21 protein-coding genes are annotated in these 22161 nt (G+C 72.6%); 6 read left to right on the top strand and 15 right to left on the bottom strand.

The genetic code is table 11. The annotated features are described in order from the left end of the window. Window positions 1-118 precede the first annotated feature (118 nt). From pyrF to pyrR, 8 genes are all read right to left on the bottom strand, one after another. Window positions 119-820: an orotidine-5'-phosphate decarboxylase gene (pyrF, locus tag ACGFK0_RS10605; protein WP_392902713.1), complete on the bottom strand. Its 702-nt coding sequence runs from the start codon at window positions 818-820 to the stop codon at window positions 119-121. After that, window positions 817-1809, bottom strand: coding sequence for a dihydroorotate dehydrogenase (locus tag ACGFK0_RS10600; RefSeq protein ID WP_392902711.1), 993 nt, complete (start codon window positions 1807-1809; stop codon window positions 817-819). Before ACGFK0_RS10600 ends, pyrF begins: the two co-directional genes overlap by 4 nt. Further along, complete coding sequence (locus tag ACGFK0_RS10595) at window positions 1806-2693, bottom strand: dihydroorotate dehydrogenase electron transfer subunit (RefSeq protein WP_392902708.1); 888 nt, start codon at window positions 2691-2693, stop codon at window positions 1806-1808. Before ACGFK0_RS10595 ends, ACGFK0_RS10600 begins: the two co-directional genes overlap by 4 nt. A 78-nt stretch (window positions 2694-2771) precedes the next feature. Continuing rightward, window positions 2772-6155 carry a carbamoyl-phosphate synthase large subunit gene (carB, locus tag ACGFK0_RS10590; RefSeq protein ID WP_392902706.1) on the bottom strand — a complete coding sequence of 1128 codons (3384 nt, stop codon included), beginning with the start codon at window positions 6153-6155 and terminating at the stop codon, window positions 2772-2774. Beyond that, window positions 6155-7273 carry a glutamine-hydrolyzing carbamoyl-phosphate synthase small subunit gene (gene carA / locus ACGFK0_RS10585; protein WP_392902704.1) on the bottom strand — a complete coding sequence of 373 codons (1119 nt, stop codon included), beginning with the start codon at window positions 7271-7273 and terminating at the stop codon, window positions 6155-6157. The genes carB and carA overlap by 1 nt, the downstream gene beginning before the upstream one ends. Further along, window positions 7270-8553, bottom strand: a complete 1284-nt coding sequence (locus tag ACGFK0_RS10580; protein WP_392902702.1) for a dihydroorotase — start codon at window positions 8551-8553, stop codon at window positions 7270-7272. The genes carA and ACGFK0_RS10580 overlap by 4 nt, the downstream gene beginning before the upstream one ends. 61 nt (window positions 8554-8614) lie before the next feature. Next, the gene (locus ACGFK0_RS10575; RefSeq protein ID WP_392902699.1) at window positions 8615-9556 is read right to left on the bottom strand and encodes an aspartate carbamoyltransferase catalytic subunit; all 942 of its coding nucleotides are present in this window, start codon (window positions 9554-9556) and stop codon (window positions 8615-8617) included. Next, window positions 9556-10128 (bottom strand): bifunctional pyr operon transcriptional regulator/uracil phosphoribosyltransferase PyrR, encoded by a 573-nt coding sequence (gene pyrR / locus ACGFK0_RS10570; protein WP_392902697.1) that lies wholly within the window; start codon window positions 10126-10128, stop codon window positions 9556-9558. Before pyrR ends, ACGFK0_RS10575 begins: the two co-directional genes overlap by 1 nt. A 445-nt stretch (window positions 10129-10573) precedes the next feature. Between pyrR and ACGFK0_RS10565 the strand changes: the two genes are divergently transcribed. Continuing rightward, on the top strand, window positions 10574-11068 hold the full coding sequence (locus ACGFK0_RS10565; protein ID WP_021597992.1) for a transcriptional regulator: 495 nt from the start codon (window positions 10574-10576) through the stop codon (window positions 11066-11068). 81 nt (window positions 11069-11149) lie between these two features. Here ACGFK0_RS10565 and ACGFK0_RS10560 read toward each other — a convergent pair whose 3' ends face one another. Then, complete coding sequence (locus ACGFK0_RS10560) at window positions 11150-12577, bottom strand: MFS transporter (RefSeq protein ID WP_392902694.1); 1428 nt, start codon at window positions 12575-12577, stop codon at window positions 11150-11152. Between the two features lie 106 nt (window positions 12578-12683). On the opposite strand from ACGFK0_RS10560, the gene ACGFK0_RS10555 reads away from it, so the two are divergent. Continuing rightward, a complete protein-coding gene (locus ACGFK0_RS10555; RefSeq protein ID WP_392902691.1) occupies window positions 12684-13238 on the top strand; it encodes a hypothetical protein in 555 nt (184 codons plus the stop codon). 26 nt (window positions 13239-13264) lie between these two features. Here the strand turns inward: ACGFK0_RS10555 and ACGFK0_RS10550 are convergent, their stop codons facing one another. From ACGFK0_RS10550 to ACGFK0_RS10540, 3 genes are read right to left on the bottom strand one after another with little or no spacing between them, the layout of a single operon-like run. Then, window positions 13265-14446, bottom strand: a complete 1182-nt coding sequence (locus ACGFK0_RS10550; protein ID WP_392902689.1) for a CoA transferase — start codon at window positions 14444-14446, stop codon at window positions 13265-13267. Continuing rightward, on the bottom strand, window positions 14443-15528 hold the full coding sequence (locus ACGFK0_RS10545; RefSeq protein ID WP_392902687.1) for a Zn-dependent alcohol dehydrogenase: 1086 nt from the start codon (window positions 15526-15528) through the stop codon (window positions 14443-14445). The genes ACGFK0_RS10550 and ACGFK0_RS10545 overlap by 4 nt, the downstream gene beginning before the upstream one ends. A gap of 22 nt (window positions 15529-15550) precedes the next feature. Then, complete coding sequence (locus ACGFK0_RS10540) at window positions 15551-16969, bottom strand: aldehyde dehydrogenase family protein (protein WP_392902684.1); 1419 nt, start codon at window positions 16967-16969, stop codon at window positions 15551-15553. 148 nt (window positions 16970-17117) lie between these two features. Here ACGFK0_RS10540 and ACGFK0_RS10535 point away from each other — a divergent pair, with 148 nt between their 5' ends. Then, window positions 17118-17849: a GntR family transcriptional regulator gene (locus ACGFK0_RS10535; RefSeq protein ID WP_392902683.1), complete on the top strand. Its 732-nt coding sequence runs from the start codon at window positions 17118-17120 to the stop codon at window positions 17847-17849. Window positions 17850-18127: 278 nt separating this feature from the next. Here the strand turns inward: ACGFK0_RS10535 and ACGFK0_RS10530 are convergent, their stop codons facing one another. Together ACGFK0_RS10530 and ACGFK0_RS10525 are read right to left on the bottom strand one after the other, a co-directional pair. Then, window positions 18128-18625, bottom strand: coding sequence for an SAV_6107 family HEPN domain-containing protein (locus ACGFK0_RS10530; protein WP_392902680.1), 498 nt, complete (start codon window positions 18623-18625; stop codon window positions 18128-18130). Between the two features lie 271 nt (window positions 18626-18896). Further along, window positions 18897-19664 carry a peptidoglycan-binding protein gene (locus ACGFK0_RS10525; protein ID WP_392902677.1) on the bottom strand — a complete coding sequence of 256 codons (768 nt, stop codon included), beginning with the start codon at window positions 19662-19664 and terminating at the stop codon, window positions 18897-18899. Between the two features lie 23 nt (window positions 19665-19687). On the opposite strand from ACGFK0_RS10525, the gene ACGFK0_RS10520 reads away from it, so the two are divergent. The 3 genes from ACGFK0_RS10520 to ACGFK0_RS10510 all read left to right on the top strand — a co-directional run bounded on the left by ACGFK0_RS10520 (window position 19688) and on the right by ACGFK0_RS10510 (window position 21221). Continuing rightward, window positions 19688-20152, top strand: coding sequence for a YbaK/EbsC family protein (locus tag ACGFK0_RS10520; protein WP_392902674.1), 465 nt, complete (start codon window positions 19688-19690; stop codon window positions 20150-20152). Between the two features lie 16 nt (window positions 20153-20168). Beyond that, complete coding sequence (locus ACGFK0_RS10515; protein ID WP_392902671.1) at window positions 20169-20519, top strand: arsenate reductase family protein; 351 nt, start codon at window positions 20169-20171, stop codon at window positions 20517-20519. 99 nt (window positions 20520-20618) lie between these two features. Then, the gene (locus ACGFK0_RS10510) at window positions 20619-21221 is read left to right on the top strand and encodes a GNAT family N-acetyltransferase (RefSeq protein WP_392902669.1); all 603 of its coding nucleotides are present in this window, start codon (window positions 20619-20621) and stop codon (window positions 21219-21221) included. Here the strand turns inward: ACGFK0_RS10510 and metF are convergent. Further along, entirely contained in the window at window positions 21158-22093 is a 936-nt protein-coding gene (gene metF / locus ACGFK0_RS10505) for a methylenetetrahydrofolate reductase [NAD(P)H] (RefSeq protein ID WP_392902668.1), read from the bottom strand. The two genes, ACGFK0_RS10510 and metF, sit on opposite strands and share 64 nt — an antisense overlap. Window positions 22094-22161: the final 68 nt, after the last annotated feature.

The following is a 22161-nucleotide window of genomic DNA, read 5'->3' as shown; positions in this document are numbered from 1 at the left end:
ACCACAAAGTGCGATACCCCGCGCCCCGAGAACACTCAAAACTCACCTCGAAAGCACATCTCGCCACAGCGGCCGCACGCACCATTGAGCACCGCATCCGCTCCCCATGGGATCTCGTTCAGGGAGTCCCGGCCGACTTCCTGCGCAGGGCGGCGGCTATGGCGGCCGCCGCGGCGCCGGGGTCGGGGGCGGCGGTTATGGGGCGTCCGATGACCAGGAGGTCGGCGCCGGCGGCGAGGGCGTCCTCGGGGGTGGCGACGCGGGCCTGGTCCTGGTTGGCGGAGCCGGCGGGGCGGACGCCCGGGGTGATGAGCATGATGTCGGGACCGACCTCGGCGCGGACGGCGGCGGCCTCCTGCGGGGAGCAGACGAGTGCCTGCGCGCCCGCCTCGACGGCCAGGGCGGCCAGCCGGCGGACGGCGTCCGGGGCGGGGCCGGCGAGGCCGAGGGCGGTGAGGTCGGCCTCGCCGAGCGACGTCAGGACGGTTACCGCGGCGATCTTGGTGGCCGGGACCGCCTCGACCGCCGCGCGGATCATGGCGGGGCCGCCCGCGGCGTGCACGGTCAGGTAGGAGGGCTTGAGGCGGGCGACGGCGCGGGCGGCGCCGCGGACGGTCGCGGGGATGTCGTGCAGCTTGAGGTCCAGGAAGACCTGGACGCGGCTGGCGCCCCGGACGCTGGCGACGACGTCCGGCCCGTACCGCAGGTAGAGCTCCAGGCCCACTTTGACGGTGGAGACGTGCGGCGTCACCAGGGTGGCCCAGCGCGCGGCCGTCTCCAGGTCGGGCGCGTCCAGCGCGACGGCGATGGGGGCGGTCACAGCTTCTCCTTCTCGGGCTCTTGCGGGCGCACCTGGGGCGGGACGTACCCGGCGGGCTTGTGCGCGAGGCCGACGGCGTCGGCGAGACGTCCGATGCGTCGGGCCACGAGGGCCTCCTCCAGCTCGCGCAGGACGCGTGGCCCGGCCGTGGGGTCGTGGAAGACGGCGGTTCCGACGGCGACGGCGGAGGCCCCGGCGAGGATGAACTCGAGCGCGTCCAGGCCGGTGGCGACGCCGCCGACGCCGATGATGGGCGTCGTGGGCAGCGCGGAGTGCACCTGGTAGACGCAGCGGACCGCGATGGGCCGGACGGCCGGCCCGGACAGGCCGCCCGACACGCCGGTGAGGGCGGGACGGAGCGTCCGGGGGTCGATCGCCATGGCCTCGATGGTGTTGATGAGGGTGAGGCCGTCGGCGCCCGCGTCGACGCAGGCGAGGGCGATGGTGACGATGTCGGTCACGTCGGGGGCGAGCTTGGCGAAGATGGGGACGCCCGGCCGGGCGTTGTCGCGGACGGCCCGGACGACGGACCTGGCGGCGGCGGGGTGCCAGGCGAACATGCGGCCGCGGTCCTCGACGTTCGGGCAGGCGATGTTGACCTCGATGGCGGCGATGCCCGGGACGTTGCGGAGGCGGCGCCCCAGTTCGCCGTACTCCTCGACGCTGTTGCCGGCGACGGAGACGATCGTGCGGACCTCCTGCTCCATGAGCCACGGGAGGTCGCGTTCCAGGAACGACTCGACGCCTGGGCCGGGGAGGCCCATGGCGGTGAGGAGACCGCTGGGGGTTTCGGTCACGCGGGGTGTGGGGCGGCCCGCGCGCGCTTGGGCCATCACGGACGTGCTGACGAACGCGCCCAGGCGGGAGAGGTCGAAGAACTGGGCGAGCTCACGTCCCGACCCACCGCACCCGGAGGCCGTCATGACGGGATTGGGCAGCTCCAGAGGTCCCAGTGTCGTCCTGACCCGGTCGCTCACCCGGTCGCTCATTGGGAGCCCCCTTCCGAGACGCTCAGGACGCGCGGAGCACCGAGCGCGTCGAACGGGATGGTTCCGAGGTCGCCCCACCGGATGCGGTCGCCGCGCAGGACGGGACCGTCCGCGCAGGCGCGGACCATGCGGGTCACGCCGTCCTCCCCGTGGACGGGCAGCATGCACGTCATGCACACGCCGATTCCGCACGCGCCCGTCCGCTGCAGGAACTCCTCGACCGAGACCTGCGAGGGCAGGCCGAAGTCGCCGGCGACCTGCGTGACCGAGCGGAGCAGGTCCGTGGGCCCGCACCCGTAGACGACGTCGGCACCGGTCTCCTCGATCACGCGGGGCAGGACGTCGCGGACGGTGCCCCTCTCCCCCATCGACCCGTCATCGGTGGCGACGGCGGAGCTGTCACCGATGCGCTGCGCCATGCGGGAGCCGAAGACCTGCCGGGCGGACGGCCCGCCGAGCACGAAGTGCACCCGGCAGCCGCGCCGCAGCAGGGCGTCGGCGAGGGCGAACAGGGCGGCGGCGCCGGGGCCGCCGCCGACGAGCAGGCAGGTCACCGGGTCGCGGGGAAGCCGGAACGGGCGTCCGAGCGGCCCGACGAGGTCGATCTGGTCGCGGGAGCGGCGTCCGGCGAGCCAGGCGGTGCCGGGCTCGGTGTCGGCGAACACCAGCTCGACGGTGCCGCCGTAGTCGGACTTGACCTCGTGCACCCCGAAGCAGCGGCGGATCAGCCGGGACGTGTGCTCGCCGCCGACGGCGAGCGCCACGAACTGGCCGGGCCGGAACCGCTCGGCGATGGCCGGGGCCACCAGCGTCAGCGCGTGGTAGTCCTGCACCTGGCGGACCGTCAGAACCGTCCCCGACGTCTGCACCGGTGTGTCGGACACCCGTCTCCCTCTCCTCGTCGCATGCGCCGGGCGGGCGGGGACGCGGCGTTCCCGCCCGCCCCGCCCGCCCGGCTTCTGTCACTCGGGCGTCATGCTTCCTTCACCGCCCGGTGCGGGCCCGCCGGCGCGCCCGTGGGCGCCGCCGAGCCGCTCGGCGTGCTCCTGGAGGGAGCGGACGCCGACCTGGCCGCCGGCGACGGCCTCGATGCCCTGCACGGCCGCCGCGAGGCCCTGGACGGTCGTCACGCACGGTACGCCCCGCAGCACGGCCGCGGTGCGGATCTCGTAACCGTCGAGCCGCGGCCCGGACTGCCCGGGGCTGCCGAAGGGAGTGTTGACGATGAGGTCGACCTCGCCGTCCAGGACGCGCCGCACGATCGTGGGCTCGCCGGACGGGCCCGGACCCTCGCTGTGCTTGCGCACGATCTTGGCACGCACGCCGTTGCGGCGCAGGACCCCGGCGGTCCCTTCCGTGGCAAGAATCTCAAAGCCCAGGTCAGCGAGGCGCTTGACGGGGAACACCATGTGCCGTTTGTCCCGGTTCGCGACGGAGACGAACGCGCGTCCCTTGGTCGGCAGCGAGCCGTAGGCGGCCTGCTGCGACTTGGCGAAGGCGGTGCCGAACACCTCGTCGATGCCCATGACCTCACCGGTCGAGCGCATCTCGGGGCCGAGGACGGTGTCGACGCCCTGGCCGCGCTCGTTGCGGAACCGGTCGAACGGCAGGACGGCCTCCTTCACGGCGATCGGCGCGTCCGGCGGCAGCGTCCCGCCGTCGCCCGACTCGGGCAGCATCCCCTCGGCCCGCAGTCCGGCGATGGTGGCGCCCATCATGACGCGGGCGGCGGCCTTGGCCAGCGGCACGGCCGTCGCCTTGGACACGAACGGGACGGTGCGGGACGCGCGCGGGTTCGCCTCCAGGACGTACAGGACGCCCGCGGAGAGCGCGTACTGGACGTTCATGAGCCCGCGCACCCCGATGCCGCGTGCGAGCGCCTCCGTCGATTCCCGGATGCGGCGGATGTCGTCGTTCCCGAGGGTGATGGGGGGCAGCGCGCACGCCGAGTCGCCGGAGTGGATACCGGCCTCCTCGATGTGCTCCATGACACCGCCGAGGTACAGGTCCTCACCGTCGTACAGGGCGTCGACGTCGATCTCGATGGCCTCGTCCAGGAAGCGGTCGACCAGGACGGGATGCTCCGCCAGGGCCGCCGCGCCGAGCGTCTCGGCGGCGCGGGTCATGTACGACTCCAGCGTCGCGTCGTCGTACACGATCTCCATGCCGCGGCCGCCGAGGACGTACGAGGGACGGACGAGAACCGGGTAACCGATCTCGTCGGCGATCTCGCGGGCCTCCTCGTAGGACGAGGCGGTGCCGTGCTTGGGCGCGAGCAGCCCCGCCCGGTGCAGGACGCGTCCGAACGCGCCGCGCTCCTCCGCGAGGTGGATGCTCTCGGGCGAGGTGCCCACGATCGGGACACCCGCGTTCTTGAGCTTCTGGGCGAGGCCCAGGGGCGTCTGGCCCCCCAGCTGGACGATGACGCCCGCGACCTCGCCGGACTGCTGTTCCGCGTAGACGACCTCTAGGACGTCCTCCAGGGTGAGTGGCTCGAAGTAGAGCCGGTCGGAGGTGTCGTAGTCGGTGGAGACCGTCTCCGGGTTGCAGTTGACCATCACGGTCTCGTAGCCCGCCTCGGCCAGCGTGAACGACGCGTGGACGCAGGAGTAGTCGAACTCGACGCCCTGGCCTATGCGGTTGGGTCCGCTGCCGAGGATGAGCACCTTGGGCTTGGCACCCGGCGGCACTTCCGTCTCCTCGTCGTAGGCGGAGTAGAGGTACGGGGTCTGCGCCTCGAACTCGGCGGCGCAGGTGTCCACGGTGAGGTAGACGGGGCGGATGCCGAGGGCGTGGCGCAGTTCCCTGACCACTTCCTCGGAGAGGTTCCGCAGTTCGCCGATCTGCGCGTCGGAGAACCCGTGCCGCTTGGCGCGCAGCAGCTTGTCCCTGGTGAGCGCGTCGTCGGCGGTACGGATCTCTTCGGCGACCTCGTTGATCGCCGCGATCTGGTCCAGGAACCAGGGATCGATGCCGGTCGCCTTGTAGAGGTCGTCGATGCCGGCGCCCGCCCAGAGCGCGCGCTGCACGTCCTTGAGCCGCCCATCATGCGGGCGCTTGGCCGACTCGACCAGCTCGGCGGCGTCCGCCGTACCCGCCCAGCTGAACGACGAGCCCTTCTGCTCCAGCGACCGCAGGGCCTTCTGCAGCGCCTCGGTGAAGCAGCGTCCGATGGCCATGGCCTCGCCCACGGACTTCATGTGCGTGGTGAGGGTGCCGTCCGCGCCGGGGAACTTCTCGAACGCGAACCGCGGCACCTTGACCACGACGTAGTCGAGCGTGGGCTCGAACGACGCGGGCGTCTCGCGGGTGATGTCGTTGGGGATCTCGTCCAGCGTGTACCCGATCGCCAGCTTCGCCGCGATCTTGGCGATGGGGAAGCCGGTGGCCTTGGACGCCAGCGCCGACGACCGCGACACCCGCGGGTTCATCTCGATGACGATCATCCGGCCGGTGCCGGGGTGCACGGCGAACTGGATGTTGCAGCCGCCGGTGTCGACGCCGACCTCGCGGATCACCGCGATCGCGACGTCGCGCATGTTCTGGTACTCGCGGTCGGTCAGCGTCAGCGCGGGCGCGACCGTGATCGAGTCGCCGGTGTGCACGCCCATCGGGTCGAGGTTCTCGATCGAGCACACGATCACCACGTTGTCGTGGCGGTCGCGCATGACCTCAAGCTCGTACTCCTTCCAGCCGAGGATCGACTCCTCCAGGAGCACCTCGGTGGTCGGGGACGCGTCGAGGCCCGTGCCGGCGATGCGGCGCAGGTCGTCCTCGTCGTGGGCGAACCCGGAGCCGGCGCCGCCCATCGTGAACGACGGCCGGACGACGAGCGGGTAGCCCAGCTCCCCGGCGGCGGCGAGGCACTCCTCCATCGTGTGGCAGATGAGCGACCGGGCGGACTCGGCGTTCAGGCCCCGCTCCCGCGCGACCTTGGCGACGACCTCCTTGAACTTCTCCCGGTTCTCCCCGGCCTGGATCGCGTCCACGTCGGCGCCGATCAGCTCGACCCCGTACTGGGCGAGGACGCCGCCCTCATAGAGCGCGATGGCGGTGTTCAGGGCCGTCTGGCCGCCGAGCGTGGGCAGCAGCGCGTCCGGCCGCTCCTTCGCGATGATCTTCTCGACGACCTCGGGGGTGATCGGCTCGACATAGGTCGCGTCGGCGAACTCCGGGTCGGTCATGATCGTGGCCGGGTTGCTGTTGACCAGCGTCACCCGCAGGCCCTCGGCCTTCAGCACCCGGCACGCCTGGGTACCGGAGTAGTCGAACTCGCACGCCTGCCCGATGACGATCGGCCCGGAGCCGATGACCAGGACGGACTTCAGATCTTCCCTGCGCGGCATTACTTCGACGCCTCCATCAGTTCGCAGAAACGGTCGAAGAGGCCGGACGCGTCGTGCGGGCCGGCCGCGGCCTCCGGGTGGTACTGGACGCTGAACGCGGGACGCTCCAGCAGTCTCAGTCCTTCCACGCAACCGTCGTTGAGGTTGACATGGGTGACTTCGGCGGGGCCGTAGGGGGTGTCGAACGGGCCGTCCTTGGGGGCGTCCACCGCGAACCCGTGGTTGTGGGCCGAGATGTGGACACCGCCGGTCGCCCGGTCCTGGACGGGCTGGTTGACGCCCCTGTGGCCGAACCGCAGCTTGTACGTCCCGAGCCCGAGCGCGCGCCCGAATATCTGGTTGCCGAAGCAGATGCCGAAGAACGGGGTCCCGGCGTCGAGGACGCCCTTCAGCGCGTCCACCGCGTAGCCGGCCGCGGCGGGGTCGCCGGGGCCGTTGGAGAAGAACACCCCGTCCGGGCCGAGCGCGAGGATCTCCTCGGCCGTGCTGGTCGCCGGCAGGATGTGCACCTCGCAGCCGCGCATGGCCAGCCGGTTCGGCGTCATCGCCTTGATGCCGAGGTCGACGGCGGCGACGGTGAAGCGCCTGCCTCCCTGCGCCTGGACGACGTACGGCTCGGTGGTCGACACGTCCCGCGCGAGGTCGGCGCCCTCCATCGAGGGGCTCCGCCGCACGCGCTCCAGCAGCGCGTCCTCACCGGGCGCGACCGCGGCCGCACCGCTGAAGACGCCCGCGCGCATCGCGCCCCTGTCGCGCAGGTGCCGCGTCAGCGCACGCGTGCCGGGGATGGCGATGCCCACCACGCCCTGCTCGCGCAGCGCGGAACCCAGCGACCCGGTGGCGCGCCAGTTCGACGCCACACGGGCGGGTTCGCGCACCACGTACCCGGCCACCTGGATGCGGCGTGACTCGGGGTCCTCGCCGTTGACGCCGGTGTTGCCTATGTGGGGGGACGTCATGGCCACGATCTGCCGCGCGTACGAAGGGTCGGTCAGGGTCTCCTGGTAACCGGTCATGCCGGTGTTGAAGACCATCTCGCCGAAGGTCTCCCCCACGGCCCCGTACGCGGCGCCGTGGAACACCCTGCCGTCTTCCAGAACGAGTAGAGCAGGGGTCATTGGAGCTTCCCTTCCAGGACGGTCGGCTTGCCTCGCAGGAACGTGGCGACGATCCGCCCGGGCAGCTCCAGTCCCGCGAACGGGGTGTTGCGGCTCTTGGACGTCATGGCCGACGGGTCCACGGAACGGCGCGGCGACGGGTCGTACAGCGTGATGTTGGCGGGCGAGCCCGCCTCGAGCGGACGACCCTGTCCGGAGAGGCGGCCGATGCGGGCGGGACGGGCGGACATCCGGTCGGCGACCCCGGCCCAGTCGAGCAGCCCGGTCTCGACCATGGCCTCCTGGACGACCGGCAGCGCCGTCTCCAGGCCGATCATGCCCATCGCGGCCACCGCCCACTCGGTCTCCTTGGCCTCCACCGGGTGCGGGGCGTGGTCGGTGGCGACGCAGTCGATCGTCCCGTCCGCGAGGGCACCGCGCAGCGCGGCGACGTCGTCGGCGGTGCGCAGCGGCGGGTTGACCTTGAAGATCGGGTCGTAGGACCCGGCGAGCGCGTCGTTCAGCAGCAGGTGATGCGGGGTGACCTCGGCGGTCACCGGGCAGCCCCGGCTCTTGGCCCACCGGATGATCTCCACCGAGCCGGCCGTGGACACGTGGCAGACGTGCAGCCGCGACCCGACGTGCTGGGCGAGCAGCACGTCCCGGGCGATGATCGCCTCCTCGGCGACGGCGGGCCAGCCGCGCAGGCCGAGCGCCGCGGACATCTCTCCCTCGTTCATCTGCGAGCCCTCGGTGAGGCGCGGCTCCTGCGCGTGCTGGGCGACGATCCCGTCGAACGCCTTCACGTACTCCAGTGCCCTGCGCATGATGACCGCGTCGGACACGCAGTGCCCGTCGTCCGAGAAGACCCGTACCCGGGCGGCCGAATCGGCCATGGCGCCCAGTTCCGCGAGCTGTTCCCCGGCGATGCCGCGCGTGACCGCCCCCACGGGCTGGACGTCGCAGTACCCGGCCTCGCGTCCCAGGCGCCACACCTGCTCGACCACACCGGCCGTGTCGGCGACCGGGTCGGTGTTGGCCATCGCGTGGACGGCGGTGTATCCGCCGACCGCGGCGGCCTTCGTCCCGGACTCGACGGTCTCGGCGTCCTCGCGGCCGGGCTCGCGCAGATGGGTGTGCAGGTCCACGAGACCGGGCAGGGCGATGAGCCCTTCGGCTTCGACGGCCTGCGCCCCGGCCGCGTCCAGCCCGGAACCCACCTCGGCGATGACGCCGTCACGGACCAGGATGTCGGCGCCCTCCCCACCGAGAACGCGCACGCCCTTGATTAGAAAACTCATTGGGAGACCTCCTGGCGGATGGCGGGATTCGGAACCGTCGCCGAGGAGCAGGAAGGCCCCGTCATCCCGAGACCTCCTTGCCGATCGCCGCCTCGGAGCCGCCGAGGAGCAGATAGAGGACGGCCATGCGGGCGCTGACGCCGTTGGCGACCTGCTCGACGATGGTGGAGCGGACGGAGTCGGCGACCTCCGCGGCGATCTCGACGCCGCGGTTCATAGGCCCGGGATGCATGACGATGGCGTGGTCGGGCAGTTCCGCCATGCGCTCGGCGTCCAGGCCGTAGCGGCGGCTGTACTCGCGGACGGTCGGGAAGTAGGCGGCGTTCATCCGCTCCTGCTGGACGCGCAGCATCATGATGACGTCGCTCTTGGGGAGCACCCCGTCCAGGTCGTAGGAGACCGAGCACGGCCACGTGCCGATCGCGACCGGCAGCAGCGTCGGCGGCGCGACCACGGTGACGTCGGCGCCGAGCGTGTCGAGCAGCAGGACGTTGGATCGTGCCACCCGGCTGTGCAGGACGTCGCCGACGATCGTGACCTTGCGGCCCTCCAGGTCGCCCAGGCGCTTGCGCATGGTGAAGGCGTCCAGGAGCGCCTGCGTCGGGTGCTCGTGCGTGCCGTCGCCGGCGTTGACGACGCTGCCCTGGACCCAGCCCGCCAACCGGTGCGGGGCGCCCGAGGCGCCGTGCCGGATGACGACGCCGTCCGCGCCCATCGCCTCCAGCGTCAGGGCGGTGTCCTTCAGGCTCTCGCCCTTGGAGACGCTCGACCCCTTGACGGAGAAGTTGATGACGTCCGCGGACAGCCGCTTGGCGGCCGCCTCGAACGAGATGCGGGTGCGGGTGGAGTCCTCGAAGAAGAGGTTGACGACCGTCCGGCCCCGCAGCGTCGGCAGTTTCTTGATGGAGCGCCCCGCGATCTGCGCGAGCTCCTCGGCCGTGTCGAGGACGAGCAGCGCGTCGTCGCGGCTCAGGTCGGCGGCGGAGATCAGATGGCGGTTCATCAGGCACCCCCTGTCGGGCCGAGCGGCACCGGGCCCAGCAGCACCTCGTCGCGCCCGTCGTTCTCGTCCAGCAGGACCTTCACGGTCTCGCGCATCGAGGTGGGCAGGTTCTTGCCCACGTAGTCGGCGCGGATCGGCAGCTCCCGGTGCCCCCGGTCGACGAGCACGGCGAGCTGGACGGCGCGGGGCCGCCCGAGGTCGTTCAGCGCGTCGAGCGCGGCGCGCACCGTCCGCCCGGAGAACAGGACGTCGTCGACCAGGACGACGACCCGGTCGTCGATCCCGTCGGAGGGCAGCTCGGTGCGGCCGAGCGCGCGGGCGGGCCGCATCCGCAGGTCGTCGCGGTACATGGTCACGTCGAGCGAACCCCACGGCACCGGGCGGCCCTCGACCTCGCGCAGCGCCCCCGCCAGCCGCTCGGCCAGCGTCACGCCGCGGGTCTGGATGCCGAGCAGCAGGACGTCGTGCCCGCCCTTGGTCCGCTCAAGGATCTCGTGCGCGATCCGGGTCAGCGCGCGCCTGATGTCGGGTCCCTCCAGAACGGCCTTGGGCCGGGGGTCACCGTCCGCCACGCGCGCCCCGGCAGGCCGTTCCGGCCTGGAGGCAGCATTCACCACCGAACCTCCTTTCCCGCCTCACTGGACGGGCCTTAAAGGACGTCTTGTCGCCCCCACGTTAGCACCAGGCCGAAACCGCCCCGCACTCGGACCGCTCCACGTCTTCGCAGGTGAGAGGGGTCACATTCGATCGGCCGCCGGACCGCGGACCGGCCGTGTGACCGGCCGTTCACGCCCTGCCCACAGGGGTTGCGGACGATCCGGACCGTCCGGATCGAGTCCGGCGGATTCGACCGCTTTTTTCCAATCAGCTTGACCTAGGGCCTTCTCCGTTTTACCGTCACTGTCCGTAACCATCCCTGGGGACGGGTTCCTGTGGCGCAAAAGGTCCCGCAGAACTGTCCCCCTCCGGCGACCGCCGGAGTCCGACGACGACGAAAGTGAGCCTGGGGGCCGCACAATGCCGTCTGAATACGCTAAGGCTCTCGGCGCGCGACTGCGCGCCATCCGCACCCAGCAGGGCCTGTCCCTGCACGGTGTGGAAGAGAAGTCACGTGGCCGCTGGAAGGCCGTCGTCGTGGGTTCGTACGAGCGGGGCGACCGCGCCGTCACCGTTCAGAAGCTGGCCGAGCTCGCCGATTTCTACGGCGTGCCGGTTTCCGAGTTGCTGCCCGGCGGAGCCGCGCCGAGCCCGCTCGGGCCTACACCCAAGCTCGTGATCGATCTAGAGCGGTTGCAGCAGCTTCCGAAAGACAAGGCCGGTCCTCTCGCCCGTTACGCCGCGACGATTCAGAGCCAGCGGGGCGACTACAACGGAAAGGTCCTGTCCATCCGCCAGGAAGACCTGCGTTCACTCGCGGTCATCTACGACAAGTCCCCGACGGAGCTGACCGAAGAGCTCATCGGCTGGGGCGTCCTCGACCCGGAGGCGCGCCGCGCCGTCGAGTCGTTCTGAGAGAACCCGCACCACCGCGACGGGGCCCGGCACCGTGCCGGGCCCCGTCGCGCGTCCAGGCGCCCGGCGGGCCCCGCCCCGCTATCGCTCCGCCCGGGACATCATGAGCGCGGTGCGCGGCTCGTCCGCGAGACGCCGGGCCTCCCCGCCTCGGCGCCCCCGTCGCGGGACGAGGAGGGCGAGGGGGATGACCAGGGCCATGACGGCGGCGCTCATGCCGAACCCCGCGGTGTAGCCGCCGTCCCCGGGGACCGTCACGAGGATGACCGCGCTGATCTGGGGCCCGAGGGAGGCGCCGACCGTCCGGATGAGGGTGTTGATGCCGGTGGCGACGCCCGTCTCGCTCGCGGGGACGGCGGCGACGACGAGGTTCGCGACGGCGGCGTAGGCCAGGCCCAGGCCGATCCCGCGGGCCAGGCCGCCGGCGTAGAGCTGCCACATGGCCTCGTGCTGGGCGGCCACGAACGCGTACCCGAGACCCGTCATCAGCGCGCCGCCGAAAAGGACCATGCGCGACCCGATCCGCCGGTCGAGGAGGCCCGCCGTCATTCCCGCGGCGGTCATGCCGATGCTGGCGGGCAGTTGCAGCATGGCCGCCTGGGTGGCCGTTCCACCGAAACCGTAGCCGGTGCCCTCCGGGAGCTGGACGAGGAGGGGGAACAGAAGCCCGCCCGCCATGAGCGCGTAGCCGGACAGCAGCGACGCGGCGTGCGCCGTCCAGACGCCGCGTGCCCGCATCTGCCGCAGGTCGATGAGAGGTTCGCAGACGCGGCCCTCCACCCACAGCCAGGCGGCGGCCGTCACGAGCGACACGGCGAGCAGGCCGAGGACGCCCGGGGACGTCCAGCCCCACTCGATGCCCTGGGTGAGGGCGGTGAGGGCGGCGGCCAGCCAGGCGGCGAAGAGGAGCGCGCCCCACCAGTCGACGCTGGCGGCCTCCCGGGATTCGGCGCGCGGAACGATCCACCAGGCGAGGACGATCCCGGGCACCAGACCGGCGACCGGCACCCAGAGGAGCCACCTCCAGCCCAGGAAGTCGATGATCGGCCCCGCCAGGCACCAGGAGACGGCGCCGCCGAGCCCCAGCATGGACGACATCAGCCCGACCGCCGAGGCCCTGCGTGCGGCGGGGATGACGTCCCGGATGATCGTGTAGGCCAGCGGGAAGACGCCGCTGCCGACGCCGCCGAGGGTCCGTCCGGCCAGCATGACCGGCACGTCCGGCGCCAGGGCGGCGATGACCATTCCCACGGTGGCGACCGTGAGCACGGTCAGCAGGACGCGCCGCGGCCCGTACAGGTCCCCCAGGCGGCCGACCACCGGCGTGGCGACGGCCGCGGAGAGGGTCATCGCGGTGAGCGCCCACGCGGCGCCGGCGGGCGTCGTGTCCAGGCCCTCCTGGATCTGCGGCAGCGCGGGCGTCACGACGGCCATGGACAGCGAGTAGGCCATCACGCCGAGGAACGCCAGCAGCGGCACCAGCCCCCGCCCGCCCCGCGCCGACACCATGACCTCCCTTAGTTCGCCTGCCTAACAATCTCATACGCCGCCCGGGGGATGCGGCTCACCCGGCGGCGGGAGGCCCCGGCCGGACCCGGCGGGCATGATCGTGTCCATGACGACCGCAACCGCTCCCGAGGACGCCTTCGCCGGCGTAGGCGCCTCCCCCGGGCGCGGCGCCCGCGTCCGCCGCGCCCCCCGCTGGGCTCACCGGGCCGCGCACGCGATCACGCTGCTCGCGCTGCCGTCCGCTCTGTGGCGGCTCGGCCTCGCCATGGGCTTCCACCTCGGCTACACCGACAGCGGCCTCCAGGCGGTGCGCCCGCCCGGGTTCTCGGGGCCCTTCTACCTGATCATGCTCTCCGTGCTCACCGAGGGCGCCGCGCTGCTGGCGCTCGGCCTGGTCCAGCGGTGGGGCGAGGTGATCCCCCGCCGGGTCCCGTTCATCGGCGGCAGGAACATCCCGCCCATAGCGGTCCTGATACCCGCCTGGTTGGGCGTCGCCGTCCTCGCCTTCCTGTGGACGCCGCTACTGGCCTGGTGGGCGATGCCCCATGACGGCATGACGCCGGCCGGCCACACGCTCGTCGGCTTCCTCTACCTTCCCATAGCGGCCTGGGCGCCCCTCCTCGCCGCCCTGGCGGTCTCCTACCGGCGCCGCCGCCGCTGACCCGCCGCCGGGCCTCGGCGTCCCGGTCACGACTCGCCGGTGACGCGGCGGGCGCGGAGGGCCTTCACGCGGTCCGGGGAAAGGGACAGGACGTCCTGGAGGACCTCGTCCGTGTGCTCGCCCAGGGCCGGGGCCGGGACGGGGGGCGGGGACGTCCCGTCGAGGCGCAGCGGGGAGCCCGGGGCCAGATGGGGGCCTATGCCCGGCTGGTCCAGGGCGGCCATGAGGGGTTCGGTGCCCAGGTCCGCGGTCACTTCCGCGAAGTCCCGGTAGCGGGAGCACAGGACGGACGTGTTCTGCAAGGCGTCCTCGACCTGTGCGCAGGTGCGGGACGCGAACCACGGGGCGAGGACGCCGGCGATGGTCTCGCGGTAGGTGTAGCGGTCCGCGGCGCGGCGGAAATCGGCGTCGAGGGCGCGTTCTAGGGCGGCGGTGACCTCGCCGAACCCGGTGGCCTCCACCAGGTCGCGCCAGTGGCGGGGGGTCAGGGTGACGACCATGACGCGGCCGTCGGCGGTGGCGAAGTCGCGGCCGAAGTCGCCGAAGAGGTTGTTGCCGAGCCGGGGGCGGACCCCGCCGAGCTGGGCCTCGGCGAGGTAGCCGAGGTTCCCGGCCGTGGCCAGGGCGACGTCCTGCAGCGCGACGCGGAGGCTCCGGCCCTCGCCCGTGCGCAGGCGGTGCCGTTCGGCGGCGAGCAGGCCGATCGTGAGGTAGAGGCCGCACGCGATGTCCCAGGCGGGAAGTGCGTGGTTGACCGGGCCCGCCTGGCCGGACGGGCCCGTGATGGACGGGAAGCCCATGGCGGCGTTCACCGTGTAGTCGACGGCGTTGCCCCCGTCCCGGCGGCCCTGGAGCTGCACGTGGATGAGGTCGGGACGGGTCTCGCGCAACGCCTCGTAGGTGAGCCCGTCGCGTGGCGGCGCGTTGGTCACGACGGTGCCGCTCTCGGCGACGAGCCCCGCGACCAGTTCGCGGCCCTCCGGGGAGCGCAGGTCGACGGTGACGGACCGCTTGCCCTTGTTGAGCCCGGCCCAGTACAGGCTGCGGCCGGACGGGGCGAGGGGCCAGCGGTCGATGTCGGGGCCGCCGCCGACCTGGTCGACGCGGATCACGTCCGCGCCGAGCTGGGCGAGCGTCATCCCGCCCAGCGGGACGGCGACGAAGCTGGACAGCTCGACCACCCGCATCCCGGCGAGCGGGAGGGTCATCGGGCGACCTCGATGAGGGAGCGGGCGCCGTGCCCGGCCCGCATCCGGTCGAACGCCTCGGCGACGCCGTCCAGTCCGATGCGGTGGGTGACCAGGGTGGACAGGTCGAGCCGTCCCGCCTCGATCTCCTGCACGAGCAGCGGCACGTCCCGGTCGGGATCGGACGATCCGTAGACGGAACTGGTCAGGCGCCGGTTGAAGTGGAACAGCTCCAACGCGTTGAAGGTGGCGGCGTCGTCGCGGGCGCCGACGCCGACGACCGTGCACTGGCCGCCGCGGCGCACCGACTGCCAGGCCGTCCGGATCAGTTCGGCCCTGCCCACGCATTCGAAGGCGTGGTCGGCGCCGCGTCCTTCCGTCAGGGCGCGGACCTGCTTGGCCAGCTTGGGGTCGCCTTCCAGGTAGTGCGTCGCGCCCGCCGCCCTGGCGAGGCCCTCCTTCTCGGTCCCCCGGTCCACGGCGATGATGGTCCCGGCACCGGCGAGGCGCGCGCCCATGACGGTCGACAGCCCGATGCCGCCGAGACCGATGACGAGCACCGACTGCCCCTCACGGACCTGCGCGGTGTTGCGGACGGCGCCGATCCCCGTCAGCACGGCGCATCCGAGCAGCGCCCCCAGGTCGAGCGGGGCGGACGCGGGCAGCGGCACCACCGAGCGTTCCGGGGCGACCAGCTCTTCGGCGAACCCGCCGACGCCCATGCACGCGTAGAGCTCGGCGCCGTCCAGCGTGGCACCGGACGAGGGGCTCACGGCGCCCTCCACGGCGCTGCACAGCCACGGCTCGCCCTGCCCGCAGAACCAGCACTCGCCGCAGGCGGCCGCCCAGTTCAGCACGACGTGGTCGCCGGGCCGCACCTTCGTCACGTCCGCGCCCACCTCGGCGACCGTCCCCGCGGCCTCGTGGCCGAGGACGAGGGGGAACGCCGGCGCGAGCGTGCCGTTGATCATCGACAGATCGGAGTGGCACACCCCGGCCGCCGCCACCCGGACCCGCACGTCCCGGGGGCCGACCGGGGGCAGTTCGATGTCGCGGACCCGCAGCGGAGCGTCCGGCTCGGTGGCGACGACGGCCTTGACCATGGGTGTTCTCCTCGGCTGGGGATCAGAGCTGGATGGTCTTGATCTCGGTGAACTCGTCGAGGCCGAAGCGGCCCATCTCCCGGCCGACGCCGGACTGCTTGTAGCCGCCGAACGGGGCCATCGGGTTGAAGGCGCCGCCGTTGACGTCGATGGAACCCGTCTTCACCTGGCGGGCGAACGCGACGGCCCGGTCCTGGTCGGCCGCCCACACGGCCCCCGCGAGACCGTAGCGGGAGTTGTTCGCGATCTGGAGCGCCTCGTCCTCGTCCCGGAACGGGATGACGGACAGGACCGGCCCGAAGATCTCCTCCTGCGCGACCGTCGCGTCCTGGTCGACATCGGCCAGCACGGTCGCCGAGATGTAGTGGCCGCGGTCGAACCCGTCCGGCGTGGCGGTTCCACCCGTCACGACACGCGCGCCCTCGGAGACGCCGGTGTCGATGAAGCCGCGCACCCGGTCGAGCTGCGCCCCGGACACCATCGGGCCCAGCTTGGTGGACGGGTCGAGCGGGTCCCCCGGGACGAAGCCCTCCGCGAAACCCCGGGCGAGTTCGAGGGCCTGGTCGTAGAGGTCCCGGTGGACGAGCATCCGCGTCCAGGCCGTGCACGTCTGGCCACCGTTGAGGAACGCGTTGGAGACGCCGACCTTCACGGCGGTCTTGACGTCGGCGTCGTCCAGGATGACGTTCGCGGACTTGCCGCCCAGCTCCAGCGCGACCTTCTTGATCGTCCCGGCGGCCAGTTCGGCGACGCGGGAGCCCGCCCGCACCGACCCGGTGAACGACACCATGTCGACCTCGGGGTGGGTGGCGAGGGTCTCGCCGACGACCTGGCCGTATCCGGGGACGAGGTTGACCACGCCGGCGGGCAGCCCGGCCTCGTGGACGGCGTCCAGCAGCTCGTAGGCGACCAGCGGGGCGATCTCACTCGGCTTGATCACGATCGTGCAGCCGGCCGCGAGCGCGGGGGCGAGCTTGCAGGTGATCTGGTGCAGCGGATAGTTCCACGGCGTGATCGCGGCGACGACGCCGGCCGGCTCGCGGACGATCAGGGAGTTGCCGACGCGCTCGTCCGGCACTCCGCCGGCGATCATCTCGGCGTACCCGGCCACCACCGTCCGCGGCAGCCCGGCCTGGATGCGGGTCGCGATGCGCATCGGCGTGCCGACCTCGCTCGCGATCGTCCGCGCGATGGTCTCCTCGCGGCTCGCGAGCGCGTCGTGGAGGCGGCCGAGGAACGCCGAACGCTCCGCGTACGACGTCGCCGACCAGGCGGGCAGCGCGGCCCGGGCGGCCCGGACGGCGCGGTCGACGTCCTCGGCGGTCCCCTCGGGCACGGTGGCGAGGGTCTCCTCGGTCGCGGGGTTCTCGACGGCGATGACCCCGCCGCCCAGCGGGCTGGTCCACGCTCCGTCGATGTAGAGGGCGTCTCGGTCGCGCACAGCGGCTCCTCGCGGTGGATGTCGGCGGATTCTATAGAATATGCACCGCCCGTCCGGCGATGTCGCGCGCCCCCGCCCCGCACCGCGGGGCCGCGCGGTCACCCGACGATATGCTCACGTCGTTCCGGCAAGGAGAGCGGGGGAGACCATGCCCGTCGGCCAGGCGCCGCGCGCCGGGCGCCGTCCCGTGCCGGCCGTCAGGCACCAGCTCAGCGAGATGGTCGCCTCCCACGTCCGCGAGGCCATCATGATCGGCGAGCTGCGCGCCCCGGACTACGTCCGGACCGAGCATCTGGCCGCCGAGCTGGGCATCAGCGCGACCCCCGTGCGCGAGGCGCTGATGATCCTGCACAGCGAGGGCGCCGTCCGCTGGGAGCCGCGCCGCGGCTTCCGGGTGCTGCCCATCACCGCGCAGGACGTCACCGACCTGTTCGCCGTGCAGGCGTACATCGCCGGTGAACTCGCCGCCCGCGCCGCCGTCGCCCTGGACGGCGCCGAGATCGAGCGCCTCCAGCGGGTCCAGGTCCGCCTGGAGGCCGCGGCCCGCGAACGCGACGCCGAGCAGGTCGACCGTCTCAACCACGAGATCCACCGGACGATCAACCGCTCGCCGGGGTCGTCCCGCATGGCGTCACTGCTCAACCTGACCGTCCACTACGTCCCGCTGGGCTTCTTCGGCACCATCGAGGGGTGGGCGGAGGCTTCGGCGCACGACCACTCCGCCGTCTTCGACGCCCTCCGCGCCCGTGACGCCGGCGCCGCCCGCGAGGCCATGGCCGAACACATCAGGCACATCGGCCGTCTCCTGATCGACCACCTGCAGTCGCACGGGGTCCTCAGCGAACCGGCCTCCGGCGACCGCCCCGTCCACGGTCCCTGACCGCACCGCCGGCACCACCGGGACGGGCGGCACCACCGGCCACGACGCGAGCCGGCACGCCCGCACGCGAGCGCGGCGGCGCGGCGGCGCGGCCGGGAGCGGGCGGGAGCGGGCGGGATCGCGCCGGCGGGGCCGGCTCGGGGGGTTGCGGCCGTCGCCGGCGCGATCGCCCAGGGCGCCGGAGGCCGGGGCCGCCGCCCTGTGGTGAGATCGGCGGGACGGTCGCCCCGGCCTCCGGCGGGGCCGGTCCCGGGGAGGTGGGACGGCCCGAGGAGCGGCTAGCTGGCTTCGGGCACGGGCAGCGTCGGCTGGCCGACGATGCCGAGGGTGTCTTCGACGAGGGTGACGAAGACGTCGGCGTCGTGCAGGAGTTCCTCGGCCTCACGCGGAGTGACCGCGCGCGGCAGGCCCGCCTCCGCCGCGGCGCGCTTGTCGGCGCCGGCGGCGAAGAAGGCGGCCCACTCGCGCAGTGCGGGCTCGGCCTCGGGCAGCAGCACCCAGACGCTGCGGGGACGCCCGCGGCGGTGGGTCTCCAGCGGTTCCTTGGACGCCAGCACCGCGGCGGCGGCGCGCAGCGCGGCCAGGTGGGCGCAGACGTAGCGGACGGCGGGCGAGGTGGCCTCGGCGGCCTCCGCGAGGCCCATACGGGCGGCATGCAGCTGGCCGACCGCCGTGTGCGCCGGGCGCGGCGCGGGCAGCGGACGGTGCCGCGGGCTCGGTGGCGGGACGGACTGGGCGGCGGAGTGGACTCCGCGTGCGGTCATCGGTCCGGACATTTCTGCCTCCTTCCGGGGCTCGGGCCGGCCGGGCGGAGAGCTTCCCCTCACTCCGCCCGGCCGTCCGTCCCGCCGAAACACCGCGAACGGCGGGGACGTCGCCCTGGCGCGGGCCGCGAGTCCCGCACCACGTCGAACATAAGTTCGACGCATGACCAGTAAACCGCCCTGACGACGATTCGTCAACGTGTTCGAACGGGTGTCGCATCCCGCAGGTCAGCGGGCATGACGGCAGGAGAACAACGGGGTACGACGGTTCCGCGGCGGGACCTCAGCGAGGCCGCCTGACGTGCACGGGGACGTTGGTTCCGAGCAGGTCCGGGAAGTACTCGGCGATGTGCATCGGCATCCGGACGCAGCCGTGCGAGGCGGGGTCCCTGGGCACGCTCAGGGCGCCGTGGAAGGCGATGCCGCCGTTGAAGTAGACCGGGTTGTAGAGCCGTCCCAGGGGCGAGGTCTCCCAGCCGGAGAAGCGGCGTCCCGTCCGGAAGTCGCCCGTGCCGGTCGTGGCGTACCGGCACCCGCGGTCCTCGGTGCAGAAGAGCTCGCCCGAGCCCGACGAGACGTGCGTGATGAGGCGCGGCGTGCCGTCCTTGTAGACGACGAGGTACTGGCGCTTCAGATCCACGTCGACGCGGTCCTTCTCGCGCTTCTTGGCCACCGGGCGAGGTTCCTCGGGGTCGGCCAGGGCCTCCCGGAACGACTTGCCGAGCGTGCCCTTCTGCTTCATGCGGTTGACCGCCTGGAACGCCCAGACGGCCATCTGGGTGGACGGCCCGTACTTCCCGTCGATCTTGCCCGGGTCGTAGCGCAGCTGCTTGAGGCGGCGCTGAAGCTCCTCGACATCGGAGCCCTTCGCGCCCGGCTTCAACTCGCGGTGCGTGGGGGTCGGCGTGGGCGTCGGCGTGGCCGGCTTCGCGGCCGGTGAGGTCTTCGGCGGCGGCGGGGCCGCTTCGTCCGTCCCGCTGCAGCTCGCCAGGAGGACGGCCGCAATCGGCAGAACCGCGCTCTTCCGCATGCCCATCGGTCTTCCGCGCATGCGCTGAGCTTAAAGTGCTTCCCATGCACCCGAATGCCGAACGCGTCGCGAAGGCCCTGCTCGACCAGGGCGCGACGGGAGCCGTCGTCGAGCTGCCCGACTCCGCGCGGACGGCGCAGGCCGCCGCGGAGCAGCTGGGCTGCGAGGTGGGGGCCATCGCCAACAGCCTGCTGTTCGACGCCGACGGGGCGCCGCTGCTGGTGCTGACGAGCGGCGCGCACCGCGTCGACACGGCGAAGGTCGCGTCGCTGGTGGGGGCGGCGAAGGTGAAGAGGGCGTCGCCGGAGTTCGTCCGGGAGGCGACGGGGCAGCCGATCGGCGGCGTCGCGCCGCTGGGCCACCCCGCGCCGGTCCGGACGCTCGTGGACGTCTGGCTGGACAAGTACGAGCGGGTCTGGGCGGCCGGCGGGCACCCGCACACCGTCTTCCCCACGTCGTATGAGGAACTGCTGAGGATCACCGGGGGCACCCCGGCGGAAGTGGAGTGACGCGAGAATGAGTGACATGGAGCTCTGGCACAACCCGCGCTGCTCGAAGAGCCGGGCCGCGAAGGCGGCACTGGACGAGGCGGGCGTGGAGTACACCGAGCGCCGTTACCTGGACGAGCCGCCCACGGCGGACGAGTTCGACGCGGTGCTCACCCGGATCGGCGCCGAGCCGTGGGACGTGGCACGCCTGAACGAGCCGGTCGCCAAGGAACTCGGGCTGAAGGACCTCGAACGCGACCGGGCCCGGTGGATCGAGATCATGGTGGCGAACCCCGTGCTGATCCAGCGTCCGATCGTCCTGACCGGCGGGGCCGCCGTCGTGGCCCGTGACGACGCATCGGTGCGCAGGGCTCTCGACGGCCGGTGACACGGACGGCCGGAAAGGCCGCCGGCCGCGTCACCTGGGGCGCCGGCGATCGGCTCTGCGCTGCACCGCGGACCATCCCCCGGGTCTAGTCTCAGTCGCGTGAGGGACCCGAAGCTGCGCGAGATCGACGAACGCGCCTTTCTGCGCAGGCTCAACCCCATGCTGGACGTGTACGCGGCCGCGATGGAACCGCCGAACGAGCAGATTCCCGGCCGCCACACCATCATGGAGCGGCACGCGTCGCATCCCGGTTTCCGGGCGTTCGTGGTGGAGCGGCGTGGCGCGCTGCCCGTGCTGGCGGGCCCCGTCCAGGGGTTCGCGTACGGGTTCCACGGGACGCGCGGCCAGTGGTGGCATGACGTCGTCTTCCAGGCGCTCAGCGATCTGGAGGGGCCCGGACACGCCGAGCGGTGGCTGGACGACACGTTCGAGGTGGCGGAGCTTCACGTCCACCCGGACTCCCAGGGCAGGGGCCTGGGACGGGGCCTGCTCAACGCGCTGTGCGAGGGCAGGCCGGAGCGGACCGTCGTGCTGTCGACGCTGGACAGGCGGCCGGACACGCCGGCCCGCTCCCTCTACCGCTCGGTCGGCATGGTCGATCTGCTGACCGGCTTCGAGTTCCCCGGCGGCGGGCCCCGCTACGCGGTCATGGGCGGGGCGCTGCCCTTGACGCCGTACGCGCCGGCGTCCAGCAGCCCGTAGACCTCGCGCGTCGCCGTGGACTTGTTGAAGGTGATGAAGTGGATGCCGGGGGCGTCCTGGTCGAGCAGTTCGCGGCACAGCTCGGCGGCGTGTTCGACGCCGAGGCGGCGCACCGCCTCCGGGTCGTCGGCGACGGCCTCGAAGCGGGCCCTGACCTCGGGCGGGAACGGCGCGCCCGACAGCTGCTCGGACCGCTCGATCGTGCTCATCTGGGTGACCGGCATGATGCCGGGCAGGATCGGCACGTCGCAGCCGGCGGCGTCGACGCGGTCGCGGAGGCGGAAGTAGTCCTCGGCGCGGAAGAACATCTGCGTGATCGCGTAGTCGGCGCCGGCGCGGCACTTCTCGACGAAGTGGCGGACGTCGCTGTCGACGTCGGGTGAGCGCGGGTGCTTGTAGGGGAACGCGGCCACGCCGACGCAGAAGTCGCCGTAGGAGCGGATCATCCGGACGAGGTCGGAGGCGTACGCGACGCCGTCGGGGTGCTTGACCCACTCCCCCATCGGGTCGCCGGGCGGGTCGCCGCGCACGGCGAGGATGTTGCGGACGCCGACGGAGGCGAACCGCCCGATCAGGTTCCGCAGCTCGGCCTGGGAGTGGTTGACGGCGGTGAAGTGGGCGACGGGGGTGAGCGTGGTGTCGGTGGCGATCCGCTCGACGATGTCGACGGTCTTGTCGCGGGTGCCGCCGCCGGCGCCGTAGGTCACGGACACGAAGGTCGGGTGGAGGGACTCCAGTTCCCGGATGGCACGCCAGAGGTTCAGGGCGCCCTTGTCGGTCTTGGGCGGGAAGAACTCGAACGAGAAGGACCTGCCGCCGGAGGCCAGGAGCTCCCGGACGGTGGGGGGACGATTCGGCCGCAGACGTCGCATTCCCCAAGCCTACAGAAGCCCGGCGCACCCGCCGATCGGAGTGATGCTCGGCACACCGCACGGCCATA

The sequence above is a fragment of the Spirillospora sp. NPDC048823 genome (assembly GCF_043198445.1).
In the GTDB taxonomy this organism is placed as follows: Bacteria; Actinomycetota; Actinomycetes; order Streptosporangiales; family Streptosporangiaceae; genus Spirillospora.
This window is presented reverse-complemented; position numbering and strand designations above follow the sequence as displayed.